The sequence below is a fragment of the Cutibacterium namnetense genome, assembly GCF_001642025.1.
Lineage (GTDB): Bacteria > Actinomycetota > Actinomycetes > Propionibacteriales > Propionibacteriaceae > Cutibacterium > Cutibacterium namnetense.
Window position 1 is genome coordinate 574,614 of the sequence record NZ_LWHO01000001.1, and the last position, 21,281, is coordinate 595,894.

Annotated in this window: 22 protein-coding genes, 2 tRNA genes, 1 pseudogene and 1 riboswitch; of the genes and pseudogenes, 13 read left to right on the plus strand and 12 right to left on the minus strand. The window is 60.9% G+C overall.

Annotated elements, in window-relative coordinates; genetic code table 11:
• Nucleotides 1–35: 35 nt before the first annotated feature.
• Nucleotides 36–307, minus strand: a pseudogene (locus A5483_RS02520) (DUF2530 domain-containing protein).
• 15 nt (nt 308–322) lie between these two features.
• Here A5483_RS02520 and A5483_RS02525 point away from each other — a divergent pair.
• A complete protein-coding gene (locus tag A5483_RS02525; RefSeq protein ID WP_417033705.1) occupies nt 323–1,834 on the plus strand; it encodes an NCS2 family permease in 1,512 nt (503 codons plus the stop codon).
• Here A5483_RS02525 and A5483_RS02530 read toward each other — a convergent pair.
• Nucleotides 1,809–2,519, minus strand: a complete 711-nt coding sequence (locus A5483_RS02530; protein ID WP_063810972.1) for a hypothetical protein — start codon at nt 2,517–2,519, stop codon at nt 1,809–1,811. The two genes, A5483_RS02525 and A5483_RS02530, sit on opposite strands and share 26 nt — an antisense overlap.
• A gap of 309 nt (nt 2,520–2,828) precedes the next feature.
• Between A5483_RS02530 and A5483_RS02535 the strand changes: the two genes are divergently transcribed.
• Nucleotides 2,829–3,668: a hypothetical protein gene (locus A5483_RS02535; protein ID WP_042843015.1), complete on the plus strand. Its 840-nt coding sequence runs from the start codon at nt 2,829–2,831 to the stop codon at nt 3,666–3,668.
• On the opposite strand, the gene serC is transcribed toward A5483_RS02535, so the two are convergent.
• Nucleotides 3,665–4,813: a phosphoserine transaminase gene (serC, locus tag A5483_RS02540; protein ID WP_169815245.1), complete on the minus strand. Its 1,149-nt coding sequence runs from the start codon at nt 4,811–4,813 to the stop codon at nt 3,665–3,667. The genes A5483_RS02535 and serC overlap by 4 nt on opposite strands.
• 62 nt (nt 4,814–4,875) lie before the next feature.
• Between serC and A5483_RS02545 the strand changes: the two genes are divergently transcribed.
• The 5 genes from A5483_RS02545 (at nt 4,876) to A5483_RS02565 (ending at nt 10,233) form a co-directional block, all read left to right on the plus strand.
• Entirely contained in the window at nt 4,876–6,006 is a 1,131-nt protein-coding gene (locus A5483_RS02545; RefSeq protein ID WP_063810896.1) for an N-acetylglucosamine-6-phosphate deacetylase, read from the plus strand.
• 129 nt (nt 6,007–6,135) lie between these two features.
• Nucleotides 6,136–6,858 carry a metal-dependent transcriptional regulator gene (locus tag A5483_RS02550; protein ID WP_052647604.1) on the plus strand — a complete coding sequence of 241 codons (723 nt, stop codon included), beginning with the start codon at nt 6,136–6,138 and terminating at the stop codon, nt 6,856–6,858.
• Nucleotides 6,859–6,878: 20 nt separating this feature from the next.
• Nucleotides 6,879–7,958 carry a hypothetical protein gene (locus A5483_RS02555; RefSeq protein ID WP_063810897.1) on the plus strand — a complete coding sequence of 360 codons (1,080 nt, stop codon included), beginning with the start codon at nt 6,879–6,881 and terminating at the stop codon, nt 7,956–7,958.
• A gap of 121 nt (nt 7,959–8,079) precedes the next feature.
• Nucleotides 8,080–8,445: a thioredoxin gene (gene trxA / locus A5483_RS02560; protein WP_002549502.1), complete on the plus strand. Its 366-nt coding sequence runs from the start codon at nt 8,080–8,082 to the stop codon at nt 8,443–8,445.
• Nucleotides 8,446–8,616: 171 nt separating this feature from the next.
• Nucleotides 8,617–10,233 (plus strand): MFS transporter, encoded by a 1,617-nt coding sequence (locus tag A5483_RS02565; RefSeq protein ID WP_063810898.1) that lies wholly within the window; start codon nt 8,617–8,619, stop codon nt 10,231–10,233.
• A gap of 132 nt (nt 10,234–10,365) precedes the next feature.
• Here A5483_RS02565 and A5483_RS02570 read toward each other — a convergent pair.
• Nucleotides 10,366–10,438 (minus strand) — tRNA-Arg (locus tag A5483_RS02570).
• Nucleotides 10,439–10,636: 198 nt separating this feature from the next.
• On the opposite strand from A5483_RS02570, the gene A5483_RS02575 reads away from it, so the two are divergent.
• Nucleotides 10,637–12,034 carry a UTP--glucose-1-phosphate uridylyltransferase gene (locus A5483_RS02575; RefSeq protein ID WP_002549540.1) on the plus strand — a complete coding sequence of 466 codons (1,398 nt, stop codon included), beginning with the start codon at nt 10,637–10,639 and terminating at the stop codon, nt 12,032–12,034.
• Nucleotides 12,031–12,402: a hypothetical protein gene (locus A5483_RS02580; RefSeq protein ID WP_042842954.1), complete on the plus strand. Its 372-nt coding sequence runs from the start codon at nt 12,031–12,033 to the stop codon at nt 12,400–12,402. The genes A5483_RS02575 and A5483_RS02580 overlap by 4 nt, the downstream gene beginning before the upstream one ends.
• Nucleotides 12,403–12,424: 22 nt before the next feature.
• Here the strand turns inward: A5483_RS02580 and A5483_RS02585 are convergent, their stop codons facing one another.
• From A5483_RS02585 to A5483_RS02600, 4 genes are all read right to left on the minus strand, one after another.
• Complete coding sequence (locus A5483_RS02585) at nt 12,425–12,793, minus strand: MscL family protein (RefSeq protein ID WP_002549701.1); 369 nt, start codon at nt 12,791–12,793, stop codon at nt 12,425–12,427.
• Between the two features lie 109 nt (nt 12,794–12,902).
• Complete coding sequence (locus A5483_RS02590; protein ID WP_063810899.1) at nt 12,903–13,478, minus strand: SAF domain-containing protein; 576 nt, start codon at nt 13,476–13,478, stop codon at nt 12,903–12,905.
• 164 nt (nt 13,479–13,642) lie between these two features.
• Nucleotides 13,643–13,945 carry an FmdB family zinc ribbon protein gene (locus tag A5483_RS11145; RefSeq protein WP_042842956.1) on the minus strand — a complete coding sequence of 101 codons (303 nt, stop codon included), beginning with the start codon at nt 13,943–13,945 and terminating at the stop codon, nt 13,643–13,645.
• Between the two features lie 77 nt (nt 13,946–14,022).
• Entirely contained in the window at nt 14,023–14,583 is a 561-nt protein-coding gene (locus A5483_RS02600) for a 5-formyltetrahydrofolate cyclo-ligase (protein ID WP_082863978.1), read from the minus strand.
• Between the two features lie 136 nt (nt 14,584–14,719).
• Between A5483_RS02600 and A5483_RS02605 the strand changes: the two genes are divergently transcribed.
• The 4 genes from A5483_RS02605 to A5483_RS02620 all read left to right on the plus strand — a co-directional run bounded on the left by A5483_RS02605 (nt 14,720) and on the right by A5483_RS02620 (nt 17,850).
• Nucleotides 14,720–16,027, plus strand: coding sequence for a MoeA family protein (locus A5483_RS02605; protein WP_063810900.1), 1,308 nt, complete (start codon nt 14,720–14,722; stop codon nt 16,025–16,027).
• Between the two features lie 67 nt (nt 16,028–16,094).
• Complete coding sequence (locus tag A5483_RS02610) at nt 16,095–16,739, plus strand: GNAT family N-acetyltransferase (protein WP_063810975.1); 645 nt, start codon at nt 16,095–16,097, stop codon at nt 16,737–16,739.
• Between the two features lie 81 nt (nt 16,740–16,820).
• The gene (locus A5483_RS02615; RefSeq protein WP_176607887.1) at nt 16,821–17,615 is read left to right on the plus strand and encodes a hypothetical protein; all 795 of its coding nucleotides are present in this window, start codon (nt 16,821–16,823) and stop codon (nt 17,613–17,615) included.
• Between the two features lie 162 nt (nt 17,616–17,777).
• Nucleotides 17,778–17,850, plus strand: a tRNA-Ala gene (locus A5483_RS02620).
• A 7-nt stretch (nt 17,851–17,857) separates the two neighbouring features.
• Here A5483_RS02620 and A5483_RS02625 read toward each other — a convergent pair.
• The 4 genes from A5483_RS02625 to thiO form a co-directional block, all read right to left on the minus strand.
• Nucleotides 17,858–18,715 carry a HesA/MoeB/ThiF family protein gene (locus A5483_RS02625; RefSeq protein ID WP_063810901.1) on the minus strand — a complete coding sequence of 286 codons (858 nt, stop codon included), beginning with the start codon at nt 18,713–18,715 and terminating at the stop codon, nt 17,858–17,860.
• A gap of 14 nt (nt 18,716–18,729) precedes the next feature.
• On the minus strand, nt 18,730–19,599 hold the full coding sequence (locus A5483_RS02630; RefSeq protein ID WP_063810902.1) for a thiazole synthase: 870 nt from the start codon (nt 19,597–19,599) through the stop codon (nt 18,730–18,732).
• On the minus strand, nt 19,596–19,877 hold the full coding sequence (gene thiS / locus A5483_RS02635) for a sulfur carrier protein ThiS (RefSeq protein ID WP_193790427.1): 282 nt from the start codon (nt 19,875–19,877) through the stop codon (nt 19,596–19,598). Before thiS ends, A5483_RS02630 begins: the two co-directional genes overlap by 4 nt.
• A gap of 6 nt (nt 19,878–19,883) precedes the next feature.
• Nucleotides 19,884–21,164 (minus strand): glycine oxidase ThiO, encoded by a 1,281-nt coding sequence (gene thiO / locus A5483_RS02640; RefSeq protein WP_153023068.1) that lies wholly within the window; start codon nt 21,162–21,164, stop codon nt 19,884–19,886.
• A riboswitch (TPP riboswitch) is annotated at nt 21,124–21,235 on the minus strand. (Overlaps the previous gene by 41 nt.)
• Between the last annotated feature and the right edge of the window lie 46 nt (nt 21,236–21,281).

The window sequence follows — 21,281 nt, forward strand, 5'->3', positions numbered from 1 at the left end:
GTCTCGCTTGTAGGAGTCCCGGCCTATGAGCGAGCTCAACGATGGGAACGTCGCCAGCAATATGCGGTGCCGACAACACCCAGGCCGGTACCCGTCAGGCAGATCCATAGCCAGTCACGGTAACCAGTCTCGGTGAGACGGTCGAGCATGATCCAGCAGATGAGGGATGCTACGGCGAAGGCGATAGTCCCCACGATGCCGACCGTCACCCCGTTTTCGTCAACTGGGGCGACGTCCGCCTGGGTAAACAGGTGATGGTTGGACACGATTCCATCGTAAGCCCTGCAACACTGCTGTGACGCGTCATCTCTAGAATGCCTCCGTGCCTAGCAACACCGCATCAGCAAGATTCGATAATTGGTTCCATTTGACAGAGCGTGGCTCGACGAGGTCACGCGAGGTTCGCGGCGGCATCGTCACCTTCTTCACGATGGCCTACATCCTGGCCCTCAATCCGCTCATCATCGGTACTGCGGCGGATAAGAATGGCAAGCTTCTCAATGGAGCTCCGAAATTCCTCGACGCCGCCGGCACCAGCCTCAATACCGCTGGTATTGACGACAACAAAGTCATGGTAATGGCGGTGACTGCTCTCGTAGCAGCCGTCATGACGATTGCCATGGGCATCTGGGGACGATTCCCGATGGGTATCGCAACAGGCCTGGGCATTAACTCCCTGCTTGCCTACGTCGTGGCCCCGACGATGACGTGGTCTCAGGCTATGGGCTTGGTTGTCTGGGAGGGCATCCTCGTCCTGGTGTTCGTCCTCACTGGTGTCCGGGAAATGATTTTCCGGGCCGTCCCGAATTCCTTGCGGTCAGCGATCAGCGTCGGAATTGGTCTGTTCATCGCTTTTGTGGGATTTGTGGATTCCGGCGTGATACGCCGCGGGGTGGGTACCCCTGTCACCCTCGGAGTAGGCGGCAACTTGGAGGGGTGGCCAATCTTGCTGTGCCTGTTCGGCTTCCTGCTGCTGGTGGTGTTGCATCAGCGTCACGTCAGGGGATCCATGCTTATCGCGATCATTGGCACGTCGCTGCTGGGTGTAGTCATTGAGGCCGTGGGAAAGATTGGCGCGCAAAGTGACAAGAACCCCACTGGCTGGACCCTCAATGTGCCCCGTCTGCCTGGAGCTACGGATTTCCGCTGGCCCGACCTGGGCCTGCTCGGTCATGTCGATCTCTTTGGTGGGTTCCTTGCCGACGGGCACTTCCGTATTGGTGTCTTTTTGGGCACCTTGCTGGTGGTCTTCTCCCTCATGCTCGCCGACTTCTTCGACACCATTGGGACGGTTGTAGCAATCGGAGACGAGGCCGGGATTCTTGATGAGACCGGCAATCCTGAGCACCTCAGGGGAATCCTCGTCGTTGACGCGTTGGCCGCAGTAGCCGGCGGCCTTGGCTCGGCGTCGTCGGCAACGGGTTACGTTGAGTCGGCGGCCGGTGTGGGAGAAGGAGCCCGTACCGGGATCGCCTCCATCGTAACCGGACTGGGATTCCTGCTGGCGATGTTCCTGTCGCCGATTGTCTCGATCATTCCGTCTGAGGCAGCCGCGCCGGTGCTCGTTTTCGTTGGATTCCTCATGATGACTCAGGTTACGCACATTGACTGGAAACACGTCGAGGAAGGCTTGCCGGCCTTTCTGGGCATGGTGTTGATGCCGTTCTCCTACTCGATCACTACGGGTATCGGAGCTGGCCTCATCATGTTCTGCATCACTAAGGCCATCGCGGGCAAGGCTCGCAACGTGCATCCGCTACTGTGGGTCGTTGGCCTCCTCTTCGTGGTGTACTTCAGCCAGTCTCTCCTCATGAAGCTGTTTGGCCAGCTCTGAGACCAGTGAGGTGGATGTCTTTGACGGTGTCCGGCTGCCAGACTACTAAGAGGTCTGGTGTCGGGCGGCCCAGGTCGACGGCGAGGTGGCTCCAGCCCGGATATGAGTTGAGGAACTTCAATACGGCGTCAGCCTCACCTCGCCGTGCCGTCGGCACTGTGCCGATGATCTTCGACAGCTCAACCCAGGTGGCCAGTGTTTGCCCGGTGCCGGCGTAACCGATTTTCATGCCGGGTGCTGGGCGTAGTGGAAGCTGTGGGTCCTCACCCATGAGTTGTTTCAACGAGTAGGTGCTTGGTAATCCGGCGGCTGCCAGATCACAATCCAGCTCCTCGGAGCGTGCCACCGTCATGGGGATTTCGGTCCACCCCCACGATAGATGGGTAAGCCATTCATTGACAAGCCGCCAGCACCGTGCCAACCGATCGGATTCGATATAGCGTCCCCTAACGAGGTCTTCGACATCGTTAGGGGTCGGCCATCCGGTTGGCAGCATTGGACCTTCAACATTGGGCTTGTAGAGCGGGTGGAACGGGCTGCGCCACCTCGACCGGCGATGATGGTGAACGGGCACGCTGAAACGAGCCTCGGTCCACTTACGCAGTTTCTTGGCGAGACCCTCGTCGGCCTCGAATATGTCGCGAACTTCGTCGATCGCGATGGCGTTGAGTCTTAACCCACCCATAGCGACAGGGTATAAGACAGCGGGCTGACATAAGGTGTCGTCCATGAATCCACGCTCCCGGCAGCACATCATTAGCGGGGTTCTCATCGTCCTCGTACTTCTCGTTGTGCTGGGCTCCCTGCTGTAATAGGTCGGCCTCGCATGGCAGGATGTGTCAATGTGAGCCAACGATTTCGGACCCGACGTCGCGCTTGCCGAAGTGCGACTGCGTTGCTAGCACTCGGATGCGCTTGGGGGCTATCGGTCGGCCCTGCTGCAGCTGCCGGCTTCACCGTCAACACGAATAGAAAGCTCGGCAAACCCGTCGGTATGGCTGCCGACCTTAATAATGACTGGTACTGGATCACCGACGGTTCCTCGTCGACGGTTCGCTCTCTGCTTGCTGTCGATAAGTCAGGCAAAGAGGCTCACCGGGTGACATGGGAGCCAGCCTTCCACGACGTCGAGGCGTTGTCGTGGGCTCATGGGGTGTTGTACGTTGCTGACATTGGCGACAAAAAAGCTCAACGTCATGGCATTCGGGTAATGTCGCCCACCTCAACGGCAGCTAAGCATTCCACCTATTACGAGTGGATGTTCACTTATCCGGACGGTGCTCACGACGCCAAAGCGTTGTCCGTCAGCCCCAAAGGGAATTTTTACATCATCACCGACGGCCCGCACCCTGCGATTTACCGGGGCGGCCCCCAGGTGAGTCGCACGGAGTCGAACCCGCTAGAAAAGGTAGCGGATGCGCCCGCCGGGGTAAAAGATGCCACATTCCTACCAGACGGGTCACGATTGGCCATACTCACCGACCATGAGGTGCGCATCGTTGACGCTTACTCCTGGAAGACGCTTGCCAATGCGGCCTTTTCCGGGGGGCAGGCCATCACGACAGACACCACTCAAAAAGGTCTGGAGATTGCGACCTCAGGCAACAAGGTGCGGGGGATCAAATTCCCGACAACCTTGACCTCGATCACGCCGACTCGGTCACCTTCTCCGAAAGCCACGGCGGGAGCCACCCAGGCCAGCGGCAAGCCGACATCCAAGGCGCGATCAGGAACTTTTATCGCGGTCATGGGGGCGGTCATAGTGGCGTTGTGTGCCGGCGTCGTTACCTTCTTCCACGGGCGTTCCCGGGACACCACTTGGCGGCACCGTTAGTCGCGGTTGTCTAATAACCAGTCCAGGCATGCCGTCAGAGCTTCGACGTCGCTCGGCTCAATCGAGCTGAAAGTTGCGACTCGGATCTGATTGCGCCCTAATTTGCGGTAAGGCTCGATATCGAGGATGCCGTTGTCTCGGGCACGGCTGCATAGCTGTACGGCGTCGACGGACTTGTCGATATCGATCGTCACAACAACCGGGCTGCGCAGCACCGGATCAGTGACGAACGGGGTCGTCAGAGGGTTGTCCTCGGCCCAGCGGTAGAGAATTCCTGACGTTGACGCGGTGCGTAATGCAGCCCACGCCATACCGCCTTGATCAAGTAGCCAACGGCATTGCGCCTCGAGCATGACGAGGGTGGCCAAGGCTGGAGTGTTAAGCGTCTGATCTGCTCGCGAGTTCGTCACGGCCAGACTCATATCGAGCATCTGGGGCACCCAGCGGGCCGATGAGGTCACTCTGTTCGAGCGTTCGATCGCGGCGGGTGACAGGAACGCAAGCCACAATCCACCATCCGAGGACAGGTTCTTCTGTGGGGAAAAGTAGTAGGCGTCAACGGTTGACATATCCGCCGCGACGCCGCCGGCGGCCGAGGTGGCGTCAACGAGAGTGAGGGAGTCGTCGTCAATGTCATCAGGTCGCCGAACTGGGGCGACGACGCCGGTGGAGGTCTCGTTATGAGCCCATGCGTAGGTGTCGACGCCGCTGACGGCCTTTGGCAGGGCAAGCTCGCCGGGTTCGGCTCGGAATACGGCGGGGTCAGCAAGGAAAGGGGCACGCTGCAGAGCCGAGGAGAATTTTCGCGTGAATTCGCCATAGACGCCGGTGGCAGCTCGTTTTTCCACGAGGGAGGCGGTCGCCATATCCCAGAAAAGAGTGGCGCCACCGTTGCCGAGTGCCACCTCATAGCCGGCTGGCAGATTATACAGTTCGGTCAATTCTTCACGGATCGCCGCAACCACATGACGGACCGGTGGTTGGCGATGGGAGATGCCCATCACTGATCCCGGTTCGGACAGACTGGCCAGCACTTCCCGCCGGATCCGAGACGGGCCGCAGCCGAATCGAGGGTCGGAAGGCAAAAGGTCACGGGGAATCCTCGACTGAGCCATGATCCGATCCTTGCAGATCATGGCGGGCATAGCGGCGGTGTTCACGCTGTGATCGTGTGGCAGGATGAAGGAAACTCGGTTAGGAGGCATTGATGATCACCCGCATTGCTTCTCAGCACGTCGTCGATCGTGATGGCAGTGATTCACCAGCGACTATCACCGTCGAAGCTGGACGCATTAGCCACGTCAGCGAGGGCATTGATCCGAAGGCCGAACTCGTTGACGAGTGGGTCTTGCCCGGATATGTCGACACTCATTGTCACGGTGGGGCTGGTGCTGACTTCACCGATCCTGACCGTGAGGTCGCTCTACGAGCCGTCCGCTACCATCGCAGCCAGGGATCGACAACTCTGTTCGCATCGACGGTGACTGCAGCACTTGACGATGTCGTCACGCAGATTGGGCGGCTTCGCCAGCTCGTCGACCTTGACGAGATCGCCGGCATCCACTTGGAGGGGCCGTTCCTCGCTGAGTCGCGGAAGGGGGCCCATGCCGTTGAGCTGCTGTGTGACCCAGATCCGGTGTCCGTGGATCGTCTCATCGCGGCTGGCAGTTCGGCTCTCAAGATGGTGACTATTGCGCCAGAACGCACGCACGGCTTGGAGGCGGTGGCTACCTTCAGTAACGCGGGAGTACACGCTGCTATCGGTCATACCGAATGTGACAACACCACGGCTAGCGCCGCAGTCGACGCTGGAGCAGACGTCATCACCCATCTGTTCAATGCGATGCCATCCATCCATCACCGAAGGCCCGGTCCGGTGCCGCCGATGCTCACTGATCCGCGCGTGGTTTGCGAGCTCATTTGCGATGGGGTGCATCTGGCCCCAGACGTCATTCGGATGGCGGTGTCGACTGCCGGCCCGAAGCGTATTGCCCTGGTGACCGATGCCATGAGCGCGACCGGTCAGCCCGACGGCGACTACATCCTGGGCCAGCTGCCAGTGAAAGTTGTGGATGGAAGAGCCCGTTTGCTGGCCGCTGACGGTTCGCTGGGAGCGATAGCCGGATCGACTCTCACGATGGGGCGAGCGGTCGAGTTCGTCACTTCCGTCGTGGGTATCCCGTTGGGGCAGGTTGCCGTGATGGCGGCCACAACACCGGCCAAACTCCACGGTTTGGACGAGGTTGGCGTCATCGAGGAGGGCCACTGGGCTGACCTGTGTCTCACTGACGCGAAGGGTCACCTGGTACGCGTTATTCACCGTGGTGAGGCCGTCTGAGGGCCACTACGGGTGATTGAGCACTAAACTTCTTGTGAAGAGGGTCGCTCGGGCGTGAGCAGTGGCGCCCGAAAATTTGTTGATAGTTAGCTTGTCTAATAGGCAGGCGGCTAGCGTCGCCCCTCGGCTGTGAGGGCGGGGAAGAGGTGGACCGTGAGCAGTGAGCTCGTCGACACGACAGAGATGTATCTGCGGACTTTCTACGAGTTACTCGAGGAGGGTGTCGAGCTGCGTCGGGCCCGTATTGTTGAGCGACTGCACCAGTCCGGTCCGACCGTCTCCCAGACGGTGGCTCGTATGGAGCGTGACGGCCTCGTGGTCGTCCAGCCTGATCGCTCCATCTCGCTGACCCAGGAAGGCCACGACGTGGCCCAGACCGTTATGCGTAAGCATCGTCTGGCCGAGTGTCTGCTTACTCAGGTTATTGGTCTTCGTCCCGATCTGGTGCATGATGAGGCTTGCCGGTGGGAGCACGTCATCTCCGGTGAGGTTGAGAAACGTCTTACCGGGCTCCTCGACGATCCTGATGTTTCCCCGTACGGCTGTCCACTGCCGCCGGAGCAAACAGCGTGTCGTCCGGATGGTTCCGCCCGCTTTCGTGACGATTCCCAGCCCCTAGACGAGGTCATTGCCGAGGCTGGCTGCCCGGTTAGCGTGACCGTCATCCGATTGTCGGAGTTCTTCCAAGCTACCGAGGGCAATCTTGCGGACGTCTACGCTGCTGGCCTGTTACCGGGTAAGAGCGTTGAGGTCGATGATGACGCCGACGGTATCCGTTTGACGGGCCCCGACGGTTCTGTGGTCATCGATCCGGAGATCCTCTCGGGTCTGTTCGTCGTCCAAAATTCTTGAGCTGCGGTGACCTTGTCGCGATGAGTGTGCCTCAAATCCTGGGGCCCAGTCAGTTGCTGGCCCCGGACCAGATTGCCACCCTCTGTGAATCGGGCTGGTATGACACCGCCGATTCCATGTTGAGGATGGCGCACGCAGCTGAGTCTGATAATCCTCACCTGGTGCAGGCTGCGGCCGTGACGGCGGCAGCTCGCCGGGTCTTGGCTCTGGACGCCGAGGACTTTCAGGAAATCGGTGACGCTTTGCCCGCTGACCTGAGATCGCGCCTTGTTGACTCTGGTTTTCCGCACCACCCACGGGCCGTAGCGAGGGGAGCACTTGGGAGTCTTTTCCCTCTGTATGAGCTCATGCTCGAGATCCTCGACATCCGGATGCATCGGGAGGAGCCTCAGCAGGTGGTTGTGACCTGCCACATCTTGGGCGAGTACTTGGTGCAGTTGGCCTGGCAGTCGGTCTTAGGTGATGGCGGGGATCCGCTCACCCTGCCTGACAAGGTAGGCGAGAAGTGGGGTGATGATGGTCAAGGCTGTGCTCACACCTCCGCTATGAATGCCACAGCCCGACGCAGCCTGCATGCTGCCCAGGGAGACGAGGAAGGTTATACCTCGTACCTCGATAAGTTCCACTCCCGGCTGGGGGAGGCCCTCGGAGTGTGCGCGATGAATCATGCCACTATCGATGCCGGTGAGCGTCCCGATGTTGGTATCACCTGTCCTGACCCGTGCCAGTGGGTCTTAGCTGGAACTTGGGAGGAGCGCAGAGCCCTTGACGCTCGGGTGCGTCTGGCTCGGATTTATCAAGAGTCCGGCCTGGTCGCCCTGCGTCACCACGCTCCGGTAGGACACTTTTTCGGGGTGCCGTCGGGCAGCGAGATCGGCAATGCTTGGGTGACGACGTGGAACAAACTCAATGAGCAGTGGGCTGACGGTTCCAACCCGATGCTCGACCCATCGGCCCCAGGGTATGGCGTTGACGCGCCTGACGAGGCACTGCCTGGCCTGTCCCGGGTGGTGTCGGTCATTGCAGCGCGGCCGATTCGAGCTGGCCGTTTGCTTCGGGATCTGGGAGACACCGCGATTGCCGAATTGAAGGCAGCTTGACGCGGATCGCGTATTGGTGCATCGGGAATAGCCGGGCGCCTGATGCTGTTGGACGACATATGGGCCGAGGCGCCACGGCGTTGCGGTCGACTGAACCCAAGCAACTACCGGGAGGTACAACGTGGCTACCGTCGCATTGACTAAGGACAATTTCTCCTCGACCATCGATTCCAATGATGTCGTCCTCATCGACTTCTGGGCCTCCTGGTGTGGGCCGTGCCAGCGGTTTTCACCGATCTATGAGGACGCTAGTGGGCGCCACTCTGACGTGACCTTCGCCAAGGTCGATACTGAGGACCAGCAGGAGCTGTCTGCCGGTCTGGAGATCACCTCCATACCAACGATCATGGCTTTCCGTGCCGGATACCTTGTCTTCCGCCAGTCTGGCTTGCTGCAAGGCCGTCAGCTCGATGAGCTTATTGAGAAGGTCAAGGGGATCGACGTCGAGGATCTCAAGAAGCAGGCTGCGGCCCAAAACCAGGGCTGACACCGGTTTTTTCATGCTCAGCTGAAACGCGAGGCTCAGGGCCGGCGGCGGGATGGTAGCGTCCTGCTGTCGGCCCGTCTTCCGTCATACCTCGTTGAGAGACGATGGAGCGGGTCGTGGTGCCGAGCGCATAGGTTCGCCGGCCAACCATGCCGTTCCTAGGAGCTGTCCGTGACATCGAGAATGGAGGTGGCCGAGCTCGTCGAGACGACGCAGCCGGCCGGCCCGAAGCATCGCATAGGTGCGGTTGCCGCAGTCGCTACCCTGGGTTCGCTGTTATTCGGCTACGACACTGGGGTGATTTCTGGTGCCCTGCCGTTTATGTATTTGCCCTATGATGCCGGCGGTCTGGCCCTGACGGTGGGGCATGAAGGTGCCATCGGTGGCACCCTAACCCTTGGTGCTGCTTTCGGCGGCCTCATAGGCGGCATGATGAGCGATCGCTGGGGTCGACGCCATAACCTCCTGACCCTGGCTGTTCTCTTTGTCGTGGGAGCCTTAGGAACTGCCGTAGCTCCCAGCATCTGGGTGATGTATCCCTTCCGGGTGGTGCTCGGATTCGCCGTGGGAGCGGCTTCAGCGACAGTGCCCGTCTACCTGTCAGAGACCTCGCCCAAGCGGGTGCGTGGTCGGATTGTGGCACTCGACCAGTTCATGATCGTCTTTGGCCAGTTGCTGGCTTTCTCTGTTAATGCCGCTATCTCGGCGGCTCAAGGGGGACCCAGCTTGACGGTAACTGCGGATCCGACGGGGCGGCTGTCTCCGGGGACCTATTCCTGGGACACCCTGCAGACCATGACGACCTCCCATGGGGGAGCGATGACCGACGAGGCCTTTCGCGCCTTCTTAGCTCAGCTGTCGATATCCGCAGGATCCGGTGGAGCATGGCGCTGGATGCTCGTGGTATGCACCCTGCCCGCCATCGCGCTGTGGATCGGTATGCGGAAGATGCCCGAGTCGGCTCGCTGGCATGTGAGCCATGGCCAGCTGCGGGAGGCCATCGCATGCCTCAAACAGGTGCGCGTCGAAGGGGTTGATGAGCCGATCGTCGACGAGGTCACTGAGATGGTTGCTCTCAACGGTGAGGGCGGCAGACTCAGCCATCGTCAGCAGTGGGCGGTCGTCATGGAGTCACGCTGGACGCGTCGCCTTCTGCTGGTTGGGATTTTCCTTGCGGTCGTTAACCAGACTACCGGCGTCAATACCGTCATGTATTACGCTCCCAAGGTTCTGGAGTTCGCAGGGATGAGCACCCAGGCGTCGATTATCGCTCAGGTGGCCAATGGCGTCATGTCCGTTATTGGTGCCGCCGCAGGCTTGTGGCTTATCGAACGGTTTGACCGTCGTCACCTGCTCATCTTCGATGTCACCGCGGTCGGTGCGTGCCTCCTTGGTATTGCGGCTACTTTCGGGTTGGCGATTGCTCCTCATGTGGGTAAAGGGATACCGAAGTGGTCACCCATTCTCGTGCTCGTGCTGATGAGCATCTTCATGCTTATCGTGCAGTCCACCAATGGCACAGTGGTGTGGACCATGCTTGGTGAGATGTTCCCGACCCGGATGCGCGGGGCGATGAACGGCGCTGCGGTGTTTTGCGGGTGGCTGGCTAATGCGACGATCACCTGGACTTTCCCGGCCATGCTGGCAGGGTTCGGTGGCGCAGGAACCTACCTGACCTATGGTCTGGTAAACCTTGTTATCGCGTTGGTTCTCGTCAAGATCATGCCGGAAACCAAGGGGCGCTCGTTGGAGGAGATTGAGGTCGAGATGAAGGGGCGCTACGCCTGAGATCGGTCCGATAAACCTCGGTTCACCTTAAGCTGGAACCGCCACGACGCAACCGGGGTACGAAGATTTATCGATGTGCTACGACGACTGCGGATGGAGAGCGCCTCTCCCTGTCAAAAGCAATTTGTATTGCGGCCCCGATAGGATTCGAACCTACGACACATGGTTTAGGAAACCACTGCTCTATCCCCTGAGCTACGGGGCCCTGCCCACACAGGGCCTTACTAGACTAGTCCGACAGGGCTGCCTGGACCAACCGAACCCCATATTGTCATGAAACTGGGTTGTCGATGATCTTGTCGTGCCTGCCGCCAACTTGGCTCACGACGGAGTGGCGCGCTGCTTTGGCGGTGGATTCTTCTCGATAGACTGACGGCGTTTGTTAACACGCAGGGGAGCCAGGATGAGCGAAGAAGGACTTGCGGCCGCACGCCAGAAGATGACCGAGGCAGGTGTCGATCCCGTCGCCATCGAGGTCTTCACCTCCTATTACCACCAGCTCGAGACCGGTGATACCGGGCTCATCCGCGAGGACACGATTTCCCCGCTCACCGATCCGCCACTACTCGACGACGTTGAGGTCAGCGAGGAGCAGGCTGCTGAGGCCCTCGACAAGACCGTCATCATCAAGCTCAACGGCGGGCTCGGAACCTCGATGGGTCTTGACCGAGCTAAGTCACTGCTCGAGGTGCGAGACGGCAAGTCCTTCCTCGACATCATTGCCACCCAGGTGCTCTCGGCCCGCAAAGCTTTCGGCGCGCGACTGCCGCTGATGTTCATGAATTCCTTCAATACCCGCGAGGACACTCTTAAGGCCCTCGAGAAATATCCGGACTTGGCTGTCGATGGCCTAGAGCTCGACTTCCTACAGGATCAGGAACCTAAGCTCGACGCTGAGACCCTCGCCCCGGTTGAGTGGCCGAAGGATTCCTCCCTCGAGTGGTGTCCCCCGGGCCACGGCGACCTCTACACCGCCCTGCTCGGATCCGGCATCCTCGACCATCTACTCGAGGCTGGATACCAGTACGCCTCGGTATCCAACGGTGACAATCTTGGTGCCGTTCCGGACGGTCGTCTCGCAGGCTGGTTTACGGCGTCGGGTGCTCCTTACGCTGCTGAGCTGTGTCGTCGCACCATTAACGACAAGAAGGGCGGCCATCTGGCCATTCGTAAGTCTGACAACCAGCTTATTCTGCGCGATACCGCGCAGACGGCTGAGGAGGAGATGGATTACTTCACCGACGAGCATCGTCACCCCTTCTTCCACACCAACAATCTATGGTTCGACCTTCAGGCCCTTAAAAAGGTGCTAGACGAGCGACACGGCGTGATGGGCTTGCAGATTATTCGCAACGAGAAGACGGTCGATCCGAAGGATTCCTCGTCGACTCCCGTCATCCAGATTGAGTCCGCTATGGGGGGCGCTATCGAGGTTTTCGAAGGCGCCACCTGCATCTGCGTCGATCGGTCCCGATTCTTGCCGGTCAAGACGACCAACGAGCTGCTGCTGCTTCGGTCTGATGTCTATGACCTCGACGATTCCGCTCACCTCGTCAAGACCACCGACCGGACGTGTGCAGTCGATCTTGACAAGGACTTTTACAAAAAGATCGGTGATTTCGACGACCGTATCCCTGAGCCGCCTTCGCTGCGCCGTGCTACCTCGCTGAAGGTCAGGGGAGACTGGGCCTTTGGTTCGGGAGTTGTCGTTGAGGGGGACGCTTCGCTGATCACTGAGAAGCCCCAGGCGGTTCCGGACGGGACCGTGCTCACTGGCGAAATTCCCGGTGTGAAGAAGTGACACCGGATCAGCAGTGTTGGGAGGCGGTGGCCGCAGTCCTGACTGGACAGCGACTTATCGCCCCTGACAAGCCAGGATGGCAGGCCATTGACCTCGTGAAGTGGCTGGCGGAGCAAGGGTGGCCGGCGAGTCGATTGGCGCAGCGGCGTGCTGAATCCCAGCAGGCCGGACGATCCTGGCCCGAGCCGATTCCCGATGACTTGTCCACAGGCCTGGAGTTCGCTCGCTACGGAGCAGTACTAGCGCAGGTGCGTCAGATCGCTGGACTCGATGGGTTGAGTGCCAGGGTGCACCGGGGCGCGGTGGTCATTGGGCCAGACGAAGCTCGTCTGTTGGCCGAACGTCCACCGCATAACGTGCTGCACTGAGCCTGGCAGCTCTGGCGCGCCTTCACTGGACCGGACGAGAGCGTAGTTCGTCGCGGATCTCGATGAGTAGGTCAGCGGTGGTGGGGGCAGCCACGGGTTCATCGTTAGTGCGCTTGAGCTTCTCCGTAGCCAGCTCGATGGGCTTGATGAGCCCGAAGTAGATGACGAGGGACATAACGAAGAAGGAGATGACGGCGGTGATGAAGGCACCGACGTGGACCCCGCCTGGAACCCAGTCGGAGAAGTTCGGCGTGCCGCCCAGCTTGCCGATCAGATCCATGAGGATCGTCGTAAATGATTTGACGACGGTGGAAAATGCGCCGCCAAGGATGAATGCGACGGCCAGTTCAATGAGATTGCCGCGCATCAGGAAGTCCTTGAATCCCTTCACAGAGCTCCTTTCGGGTTGGTGTGCTGCCCGCAGACGTCGGGCCTGCTAAAAACCGTAACGCGACTGGGAAAGCGCTGATACTGCTTCCCGCGTCTGGACAGCTGCAAACTCACTCCACCACCAATCCTAATGGCTGCCCCTGACCAGCCACCGCGATCGCTGCGGCTTCGGCCGATTCGGTGGATACCACGACGAGCTCCGTTGACGGAGATCCCTGGATGAGTCCGCCTCCGCTGGTAGGTAGGCTCCGGATGATGGCACCGCGCGTCAGAACGCGTGGAGTCCCATCTTCGCTAGGACAGACAACGGATATTCGCTGGCCCACCTGCAACATCCCGACCATTGACGAGTCAGCCAAGTGGATGCCGACGAGAGCCTTTCCAGGCCCGACGGCGGACCCGGACAGCACTGTTGAGTTCGTCAAGATTGTCCCCTCGGTGATCCGTACCGATGCTTGACGGCCCTCCACTTGCGCAAGGGTGACTGTCTCGTGAGGGAGAATACTTGGATCGACCCGGATGGTATGAAGGTCAGACCGCTGGATGACGCGACCGCCCTCAATGGCATGCGCGGCGACGATGACCTCACGCCCCGACGACGAGGTTGCCACGCCGGGGGACGCCACTAGGAGCACTGCGAGGGCCGCGAGGATTGCAGCTAGCCCGCGCCGGTGACGGGCCACCATGACGTGCACACGTCGCCGCGCGGTGGGTTTATGGGTACGGCTTAAGCGTCGGGTGTCCTGGGAGTTTTTCGATGTCAGTTTCACACCGACAGTTATCGGCAGGGGAGAGCAGATTTTTCAGTTATCCACAGGACAGTTTTGACATTGCTTGAGCCAAGCTCACGTCAGGAGGTGCTTTCGGATGTCTTCGTCGTCGAGGAAGATGAGGACGAGGCCGGTTCAGACTTCGTTGAGGACTCTGAGGTCGTTGACGAAGAGCTATCCCCGGTGGCTGCCTTTGATGCGCCTTTGGTGTGATTGTCGGTGGAGTAGAACCCTGACCCCTTGAAGACTACCCCGACCGCGCTGAAGACCTTGCGTAGATTGCCCTCGCAGGACGGGCAGACGGTCAGTGAGGGGTCGCTGAACTTCTGCACAACCTCGAGGTCACGACCGCAGTCGTTGCATTGGTACTGGTAGGTGGGCATGATCTCCTCGTTCCGGCGGTATCGGGCGCCTGTCGAATGATAGGCGTGTTACCGGGCACCAGAAAATCGTGGGCTCCCTACTGGCCGAGCAGATGCAGCCCGCTGGGGGTGAGAGCCGCCGTGACGGGCTCGTCCCAGGGGTCGTGGGGCACTTCGTCGAGGATTTCGTCATCATTGACGACCGCCCACACTGGAACGTCACAAGCCCGGTAGGTGAGGACACGGTCGTACCAGCCTCCGCCCACCCCCACACGGTATCCAGATCGGTCGACGAACAGCGCCGAGCACAGCACCACCTCGACCTGGTCGATCGCCGAGGCAGGGAGACTAGGAGCTACCGGCTCAGGGATCTGCCACAGGCCAGTTCGTACGTTCTTGCTGTCATACCATGCCCAGGCCGGTTCATTGAGGGGACGGCCGTGGCCGTCAGTTAGAACGGGTGCCAGAACCTTTTTGCCCATCATGACGAGAGTGTCGGCGAGATCCATGGTGTCCGGTTCATCGCCACGAGAGAGGTAGAGGGCGACCGTGTGGGCCCATAGCAACCGGCTCATGGCATGCTCGGTGCGCCGATCGTCGCGGCTCATCCGCGTTCGGTGATCCAATGCGGCACGATGAGTCAGGCTACGACGTCGCAACTCTTCCTTGCCCGGCTGAGGATCCACTCCGGCGGGTCTCCTATCTGACGGAACATGGTCTGTCGTCACCACCCCATGCTATGCCCTAGCCGAGTCGCTGCCAGGCAGATAGCAGAACGCCCTCTAGGGTGATGTCATGGCGTTCTTCCATAGGAAAAAGCAGGTCGAGGCCCCACAACCCGAAGCGGAACCCCTCGGCCTGCCGGGAGCGCCGGAGACAGATATGTCAGGCCGTCGTTCTGTCGACGATCATCGCGACTACCTGTGCAGCCTGGTGCAGGCCGTCCCCCCAGTAGCCGTAGAGGTGCCCAGAGCCGTCGGTCTGGCTGTCTGCGAGGACGTTCACGCGCCTCACGATGTTCCAGTCGTGACGACGGCGGTTTCTGACGGCTACGCTCTGGACTCAGCGTCGACTCGGATGGCCGGACGCCCAGGTGCCGTTGAGATTCAGGTCGACCGCCGCCCACCTAGCCCGGTAATTCCTGGTACCGCTGTGCGGGTCATGGCTGGATCGCTGCTTCCCGAGGGAACTGACTGCGTCCTGCCGCAGGATTTATTGAATAGCGACGGCGACATTGTGCTGTTTTCTCCGGTGAAGAGATGGGCTGGCACCCGACTTGCGGGCTCGGATTACGGCGCTGGTGAGGTCTTGGTGCGCAATGGGACGATTCTTCACCCCGGCATCATCTCGGTGCTTGCTTCGGCCGGAATCAACGAGGTGTTCGTCCGTCCGCGCCCCAAGGTCGTCATTGTTGCGGTGAGTGCTGATGAGGATCAGCGTGAGGAGATCGAGCGACGGGCGCGGGTCAATGGCGCCGAGGATATTGCCTCTGTTGATGCCACTGCTGCAGCCATCGAATCTGCTACCCGAGCGCTCGACGTGAATGTCACTGTCGTCTCCACCGGCACCTCCAGTGACAGCGAGTTGACCCGGTTGCTGGCGAATGCCGGACGTGGGGCTGATCTCGTGATCGTCACGAGCGACCGGGTAGTTGTCGGTCAGCAGGATCCCGTGTCATCGGTGTTGCCACCCATGGGAGGTACAGACTTCGCTAGGGTGGCGATGGAGCCGGGGGCAAACCAAGTGTTCGCCCTGATAGATCCGGGTTTGGTTCCCCTGATCGTCCTGCCGGTTGGACCTGGGCCAGCTCTCATCTCCTTCATGGCCTTTGTACAGCCCCTGCTGCGTAAATTGTCAGGTCTTCCCCCGGCCGAGAAACTCAAAGCGGAGACGGATCGACCGATTGCGCGGCATCCAGAATCCACCACGTTCGTCCCAGTACGTCTAGCGCGGGTGGGTGGGCGTCCGGTGCTATCGCGAGCCGGAATGGGGGATGTCACCCACGTTGTCGATTTGTCGATGGCCGATGCTATCGCTGTTGTCGGGGCGGGGGACGAACCAGTTCCCACTGGCATGCCGCTGACCTGCTGGCGACTGGGGTGATGTCGTGACCTCATCTCGTCTGCCGTGGGGAGTGTCGATGCCGCGGCATCATCACTGGCCAGTGACTATGCAGGCTGGCGGGGTGGTGCTGCGTCCGCTGCGGCGTGCCGACGAGGCGAGGTGGACGACGACGCGGGAGCTCGATTGGGATTGGCTAGGCCCGTGGGAGGCGACCAAGCCTCCTGGCTCTCATGAGAGGGTTGGTGGCTATCTGACGATGATTTCCCGAAGCCGCCGACGTGCCAAGGAGGGCACGTCGTTGCCGTGGGCAATTGGGTGGGATGATGGTTGGCCGGACCATCCTGCCGTAAATCGAGCCACCACGCCCCTTATCGGGCAAGTGACGGTGTCATCGATCTCGTTGGGATCTGCGATGTCGTGCTCCATGGGCTATTGGGTGGCTTCCGCTCATGCCGGTAAGGGGATCGCGCCGACCGCGGTGGCGTTGGCGTGCGATTACGTTTTCCAGGTCATGGGATTGCATCGCGTCGAGATATGTGTGCGGCCAGAGAATACGAAAAGTTTGCGCGTCGTTGAAAAGCTGGGCTTGACAGAGGAAGGGTTGCGGCCGTCGTATTTGCATATCGATGGCCAGTGGCGCGACCATCGAGTGTTCCGCCTGTTGAATGACGATTATCCTGACGGGGTGCTGCGCAACTATTTGGTCAATCACCTACTTCCAGGATCTGCGGTAGGGGAGAACGAGGACTGAACCACATTGTTGTGATTCGTTTCCCGACACTCCGCGTGTGGTCCCTGCGACACGCCGAAACGGGCCCGTAGCGTGTCACTTGTGGAAGCCCTCCAAGCTGTTCTCATCGTCATTGTCCTCGTGGGGTGGATCGCCTACCTCGTCCCCATGGTCGTCAATCGACGGCGCTCCCAAGAGGTTGCTGATGACAAGCACGAGGACTTTCCGAACACCATGAGTGTGGTGTCCCGGGGCTCTTGCACAGTTACTCCTGACGATACCGGCGAGGATCCTCAAGTGGAGCTGTCCACCCCGTACACGCGGTCTTATGCACGTTGGGACCTGAGGCGTTCATGGGCGGTAGCCGCTCGACGCCGGATGACGACAATGTTGGTGCTATTGGGACTGACGGTGTTGTCGATGGTGCTCGCTATTGCTGACGTGACGCCGTGGTGGCTGGTGGCCGTCTTTGCATTGTTGTTGGTGGGCTTCTTAGTCCTTGCCCGCTGGTCCGTGGTGGCCATGGCCAAGCGTTTCGATCGCAGGTACGCGCTCATCAATAAGGGATGGGACGAGGAGACGGTGGCGTTGGAGGTGAGTGCGAAACCCTTTCCTTCCGAAGACGAGCCCACCTCCTGGACGATCGACCTCGACCGTCCAGTGACGGCCCCGGAAGGCTCGCTGTGGGATGACGTCGTCGTCACTGCTCCGACCTATGTCTCGACACCACTGAGCGCCCGGACGGTCCGCACCATTGACCTATCCGCTCCTGGGCCGGTCCCTGGTCAGGTCGACACCCCTGTCGTTGCCGAGAAGCCGGTCGAGACGCCCGACGATGAGCACGCTGCGGAGGCCCACGAGGGTCCCTCGGGGATTGTTGGTGTCGCCTCAGCCTGAACCGGGTTTTGAGCTGACACAATGTTCCTTGTGTCGTCCGCGCCTCGGGCAGGGATCGCGCGGTGCCCTGGCAGGTTGGCCTTCGGAATTGACGAAGTCTTCGCCCAATCATGCGTCGTATGGCGCGGGGTCGCCAGGGTGTGGTAGCGTAACCGCGTTGTTGGGGCATTGGCGCAGTTGGTAGCGCGTCTCGTTCGCAATGAGAAGGTCAGGGGTTCGAATCCCCTATGCTCCACTCGTAGTCAAAGGTCAGTTCCGCTCGTGGCAGTAGGCGATTCCGCTGCGGGCAGCTGCGTCACCGAAGCACGGTCCGGGTCTGGGGTGAAGCTGAGGGTGCGGGTACCGACGCCGAGAGCGTCGATGACGATGAGTTTTCCCACGGCCGGCGTCCCGATCCCAGTAAGCACCTTCACGGCTTCGGCCGCCATCATTGACCCCACCTGGCCGACGACCGGGCCGAATGTGCCTCCAGCAGCGGCCGACGGTACCGAGTCGCCAGCGGGGACTTCGGGGAACAGATCACGCAACATCGGCCCGTGCCCGGGCCAGAAAACCGACAGCTGTCCTTGGTACTGCAGAATCGTTCCCCAAACCAGCGGGGTTCCGGTGATCTCGGCAGCGTCGCAAGCTAGGTAGCGAGTGGCGAAGTTGTCGGTGCAGTCGAGGATGACGTCATGACCCTTGACGAGGTCGAGCGCATTGTCAGTTCCCAGCCGGGCGACGATGGCCTCCACCAGCAGATGCGGATCCAGTCGTTGCGCCGCATCTTTGGCGCTGAGGGCCTTGGGCCGCCCCACGTCGGCCTGACGGTGGATCACTTGCCGCTGCAAGTTGGACTCGTCAACGACATCGTCATCAAGGATCGTGAGGTGGCCTACCCCGGCGGCGGACAGGTACAGCAGTACCGGGGAGCCGAGGCCGCCAGCCCCGACGACAAGCACCCGGCTGTCTTGCAGTCGGCGTTGGGCCTCCTGCCCGAATCCGGGCAAGACGATGTGGCGGGCGTATCGGGTTAGGTCACGGTCGGTCAGCAATGACCTGGGGCCCAGGTCTGTTACGACATTGTGGCCGCTGGCAGCACGAGGTATCGCCTCGCCCATCGGGTTTGGAAGGCTCACAGGCTGTCGTTCTCCCTCGGGCCGCGGACTCGCTCAGTGATGATCCCGTCGAACGACGAGCTGGCTTGCGCCAGACGCCGACGAGGGATGCGTCCCGATGTGCGAGCCGCCCGTCCAGCCGCCACAGCCATCTTCATCGCCTGGGCCATGCCCACCGGATTGTGGGCACGGGTTACGGCCGACGCCAGGAGTACCGCGTCGCACCCCAGTTCCATGGCCAAGGCGGCCTCCGAGGCTGTGCCGACCCCGGCGTCTAAGATGACGGGGACGCTCGCCCGATCGACGATCAACTCGATATTGTGCGGGTTGAGGATGCCTAACCCGGTACCGATCGGGGCGCCGGCCGGCATCACCGCAGCACAACCGAGGTCTTCCAGCCGCATAGCGATCGCTGGATCGTCATTGGTATAGGCCAACACGACGAAATCATCGGCCACGAGTTGTTCGGCGGCGTTCACGAGCTCAACGGGTTCGGGCAGCAGGGTGTCTTCATCAGCGATGACCTCGAGCTTGACGAGGTTGGTATCCAGGGCTTCCCTGGCCAGTTTCGCGGTGAGGATGGCGTCTCGCGCTGTGTAGCAACCAGCCGTATTCGGCAGGGCGGTGATCTGGTGGCGTTGCAGGATCTCAAACACGGACTGACGAGCCCCGGCGGCGAATCGACGCATAGCCACGGTCGTGAGTTGGGTCCCCGAGGCCACCAGTGCCCGCTCGAGGGTGTCCATGCTCGTGCTACCGCCGGTGCCCATGATGAGTCGGGATGTGAGCTTCAGGCCACCGATGCGCAGCGGTTCGTCGGGGTTCGGCGCAGCTTTGTCGTCACAGTTCACTATGGTCTGCTTCGCGTCCGCTTCTTCCGTCATCATCCGCCCTGTACTGCCGTCACAACGTCGATGGTTCCTCGTACCGGGGTTGTCGCCCACTGTGAGCGACGTATCACGGCCCCGTCCACGGCCACTGCAATCCCCAGCGGCGAACCATTGATGGTCCGCCCGTCGGCTCTTAGCGCTTTGCCGGTACGGGCACTAACCAGATCGAGAATCGTCTCATCGCCGCTGTGAGCATACGGTTCTCCGTTGATCATCGTGGTGGTGTAGCGGCCGTGGTTGGGCGCCATGTGATCGCCATTGTTTGTCGTCATGATGACTCCTTACCGGTTGCAGAATCGGAATGGGTCGACCGCTGCGAGGAGGGCCGAATTGTTGTCCTTCTCGGTGCCGCAGACGACATCTGCGCCAATCTTTGAGCCGATTGCAGCCAGGAGAATGCCGTGCCGGAAGTATCCCATCGAGACAGTGAGCCCATCGCCTACCTGTCCGATCATGGGCACGTCGTCGGGGGAACCAGGACGGGCCTTGGCTGTCATCTCGTAGATCTCGCAGTCGAGAATTCCGGGTACTAAGCGGTGGGCGTCGCGCAGCAGCTGGTGAACACCCTCGGCACGCACTCCGATCATGTCGTCTTCTCGAGTCGTCGCGCCTAGGACGATGGTGCCGTCGGTGCGCGGGACGATGTAGACGGCACGGCCCTGAACGACGCCGCGGATGGTCCGTGTGACCAATGGCTGCAGGGGCTCGGGGACGCGAAGTCGCAACACCTCACCTCGTACTGGGCGCAGCAGGTCAGTGAGAGCGTGCGGAATGCCGGTGATTGCGCCAGTGCCCACCCCAGCGGCGAGTACGACGTGATCGGCGTAATACTTCCGGCCGTCAGCGCCACCCAGGCCGATCGCACGATGATCCTTATTGAAAAGTACCTCACCGGCTCGGGTGGGTACGACTTGGTCACCAAGGATCTCGAGAATGGCACCACACAGCTGTCGGGGATCAACTTGGTGGTCGCCGGGAATGTCGACTGCCCCGACGAATCCTGGGCCCAGTGCGGGTTCCGCAGCTCGCGCCTGGGACACACTAAGCCGGTTGACTGTCATGCCCATCCGGTGCTGGAGCTCGAGCAATTCATTGAGGGTCTGGCGGTCGGCGGAATCTCCGGCGCAGACAAAGGTGGAGCTTTCCAGATACCCGATGTCGTGGCCAACATCGTCGGCTATGGCGGCGGCGAAGTCGCGGTAGATCCGGCCCGACTCCACCATGAGGGGGTAGAGGGTCGGCTGGTCCCAGACGACCTCGGAGACCGGGGCGAGCATCCCGGCAGTAGCGAAAGTGGCACCGGAAACTGGGGCGTCGTCTAGGACGGTGACCTCGATTCCGCGACGACGCAGTTGCCAGGCCGTCGTCAGGCCGATGATTCCGGCTCCAGCGATGACAACTGAGGAGGGGCGACCACGCTCTGACGGTGGAATAGTCGAAGCCTTGGTGGCGTGACTGTGGCTCTTCTTATCGGCGTGACCCACGGCAGTGGATCCAGCGAACTCTGGTCGTGTGGCGGCAGTGCCCACAGTGTGTCCTCCCTTCGGCGGCATGACCCGCATCAGGTAAAAGCGGTCGGCGAATGTGCCCTCTCAGCCGCATCCTGTTCCGTGCGGCTCCCGCGGAAACTTCTCCCATCATAGGCCTCGTGGGATCTGGGCTCGTGACCCCGGCGTCCG

Bases quoted from the DNA above. Each gene is read 5' to 3' on its own strand.
- thiO (WP_153023068.1), bottom strand. From the start codon at position 21,164: ATGCGGGTCATGCCGCCGAAGGGAGGACACACTGTGGGCACTGCCGCC.
- A5483_RS02605 (WP_063810900.1), top strand. From the start codon at position 14,720: ATGGCGTTCTTCCATAGGAAAAAGCAGGTCGAGGCCCCACAACCCGAA.
- A5483_RS02545 (WP_063810896.1), top strand. From the start codon at position 4,876: ATGATCACCCGCATTGCTTCTCAGCACGTCGTCGATCGTGATGGCAGT.
- A5483_RS11145 (WP_042842956.1), bottom strand. From the start codon at position 13,945: ATGCCCACCTACCAGTACCAATGCAACGACTGCGGTCGTGACCTCGAG.
- A5483_RS02555 (WP_063810897.1), top strand. From the start codon at position 6,879: ATGAGTGTGCCTCAAATCCTGGGGCCCAGTCAGTTGCTGGCCCCGGAC.
- A5483_RS02610 (WP_063810975.1), top strand. From the start codon at position 16,095: ATGCAGGCTGGCGGGGTGGTGCTGCGTCCGCTGCGGCGTGCCGACGAG.
- A5483_RS02590 (WP_063810899.1), bottom strand. From the start codon at position 13,478: ATGGTGGCCCGTCACCGGCGCGGGCTAGCTGCAATCCTCGCGGCCCTC.
- A5483_RS02535 (WP_042843015.1), top strand. From the start codon at position 2,829: ATGGCTGCCGACCTTAATAATGACTGGTACTGGATCACCGACGGTTCC.
- A5483_RS02530 (WP_063810972.1), bottom strand. From the start codon at position 2,519: ATGGGTGGGTTAAGACTCAACGCCATCGCGATCGACGAAGTTCGCGAC.
- A5483_RS02625 (WP_063810901.1), bottom strand. From the start codon at position 18,715: ATGGGCGAGGCGATACCTCGTGCTGCCAGCGGCCACAATGTCGTAACA.
- A5483_RS02575 (WP_002549540.1), top strand. From the start codon at position 10,637: ATGAGCGAAGAAGGACTTGCGGCCGCACGCCAGAAGATGACCGAGGCA.
- serC (WP_169815245.1), bottom strand. From the start codon at position 4,813: ATGCCCGCCATGATCTGCAAGGATCGGATCATGGCTCAGTCGAGGATT.
- A5483_RS02630 (WP_063810902.1), bottom strand. From the start codon at position 19,599: ATGATGACGGAAGAAGCGGACGCGAAGCAGACCATAGTGAACTGTGAC.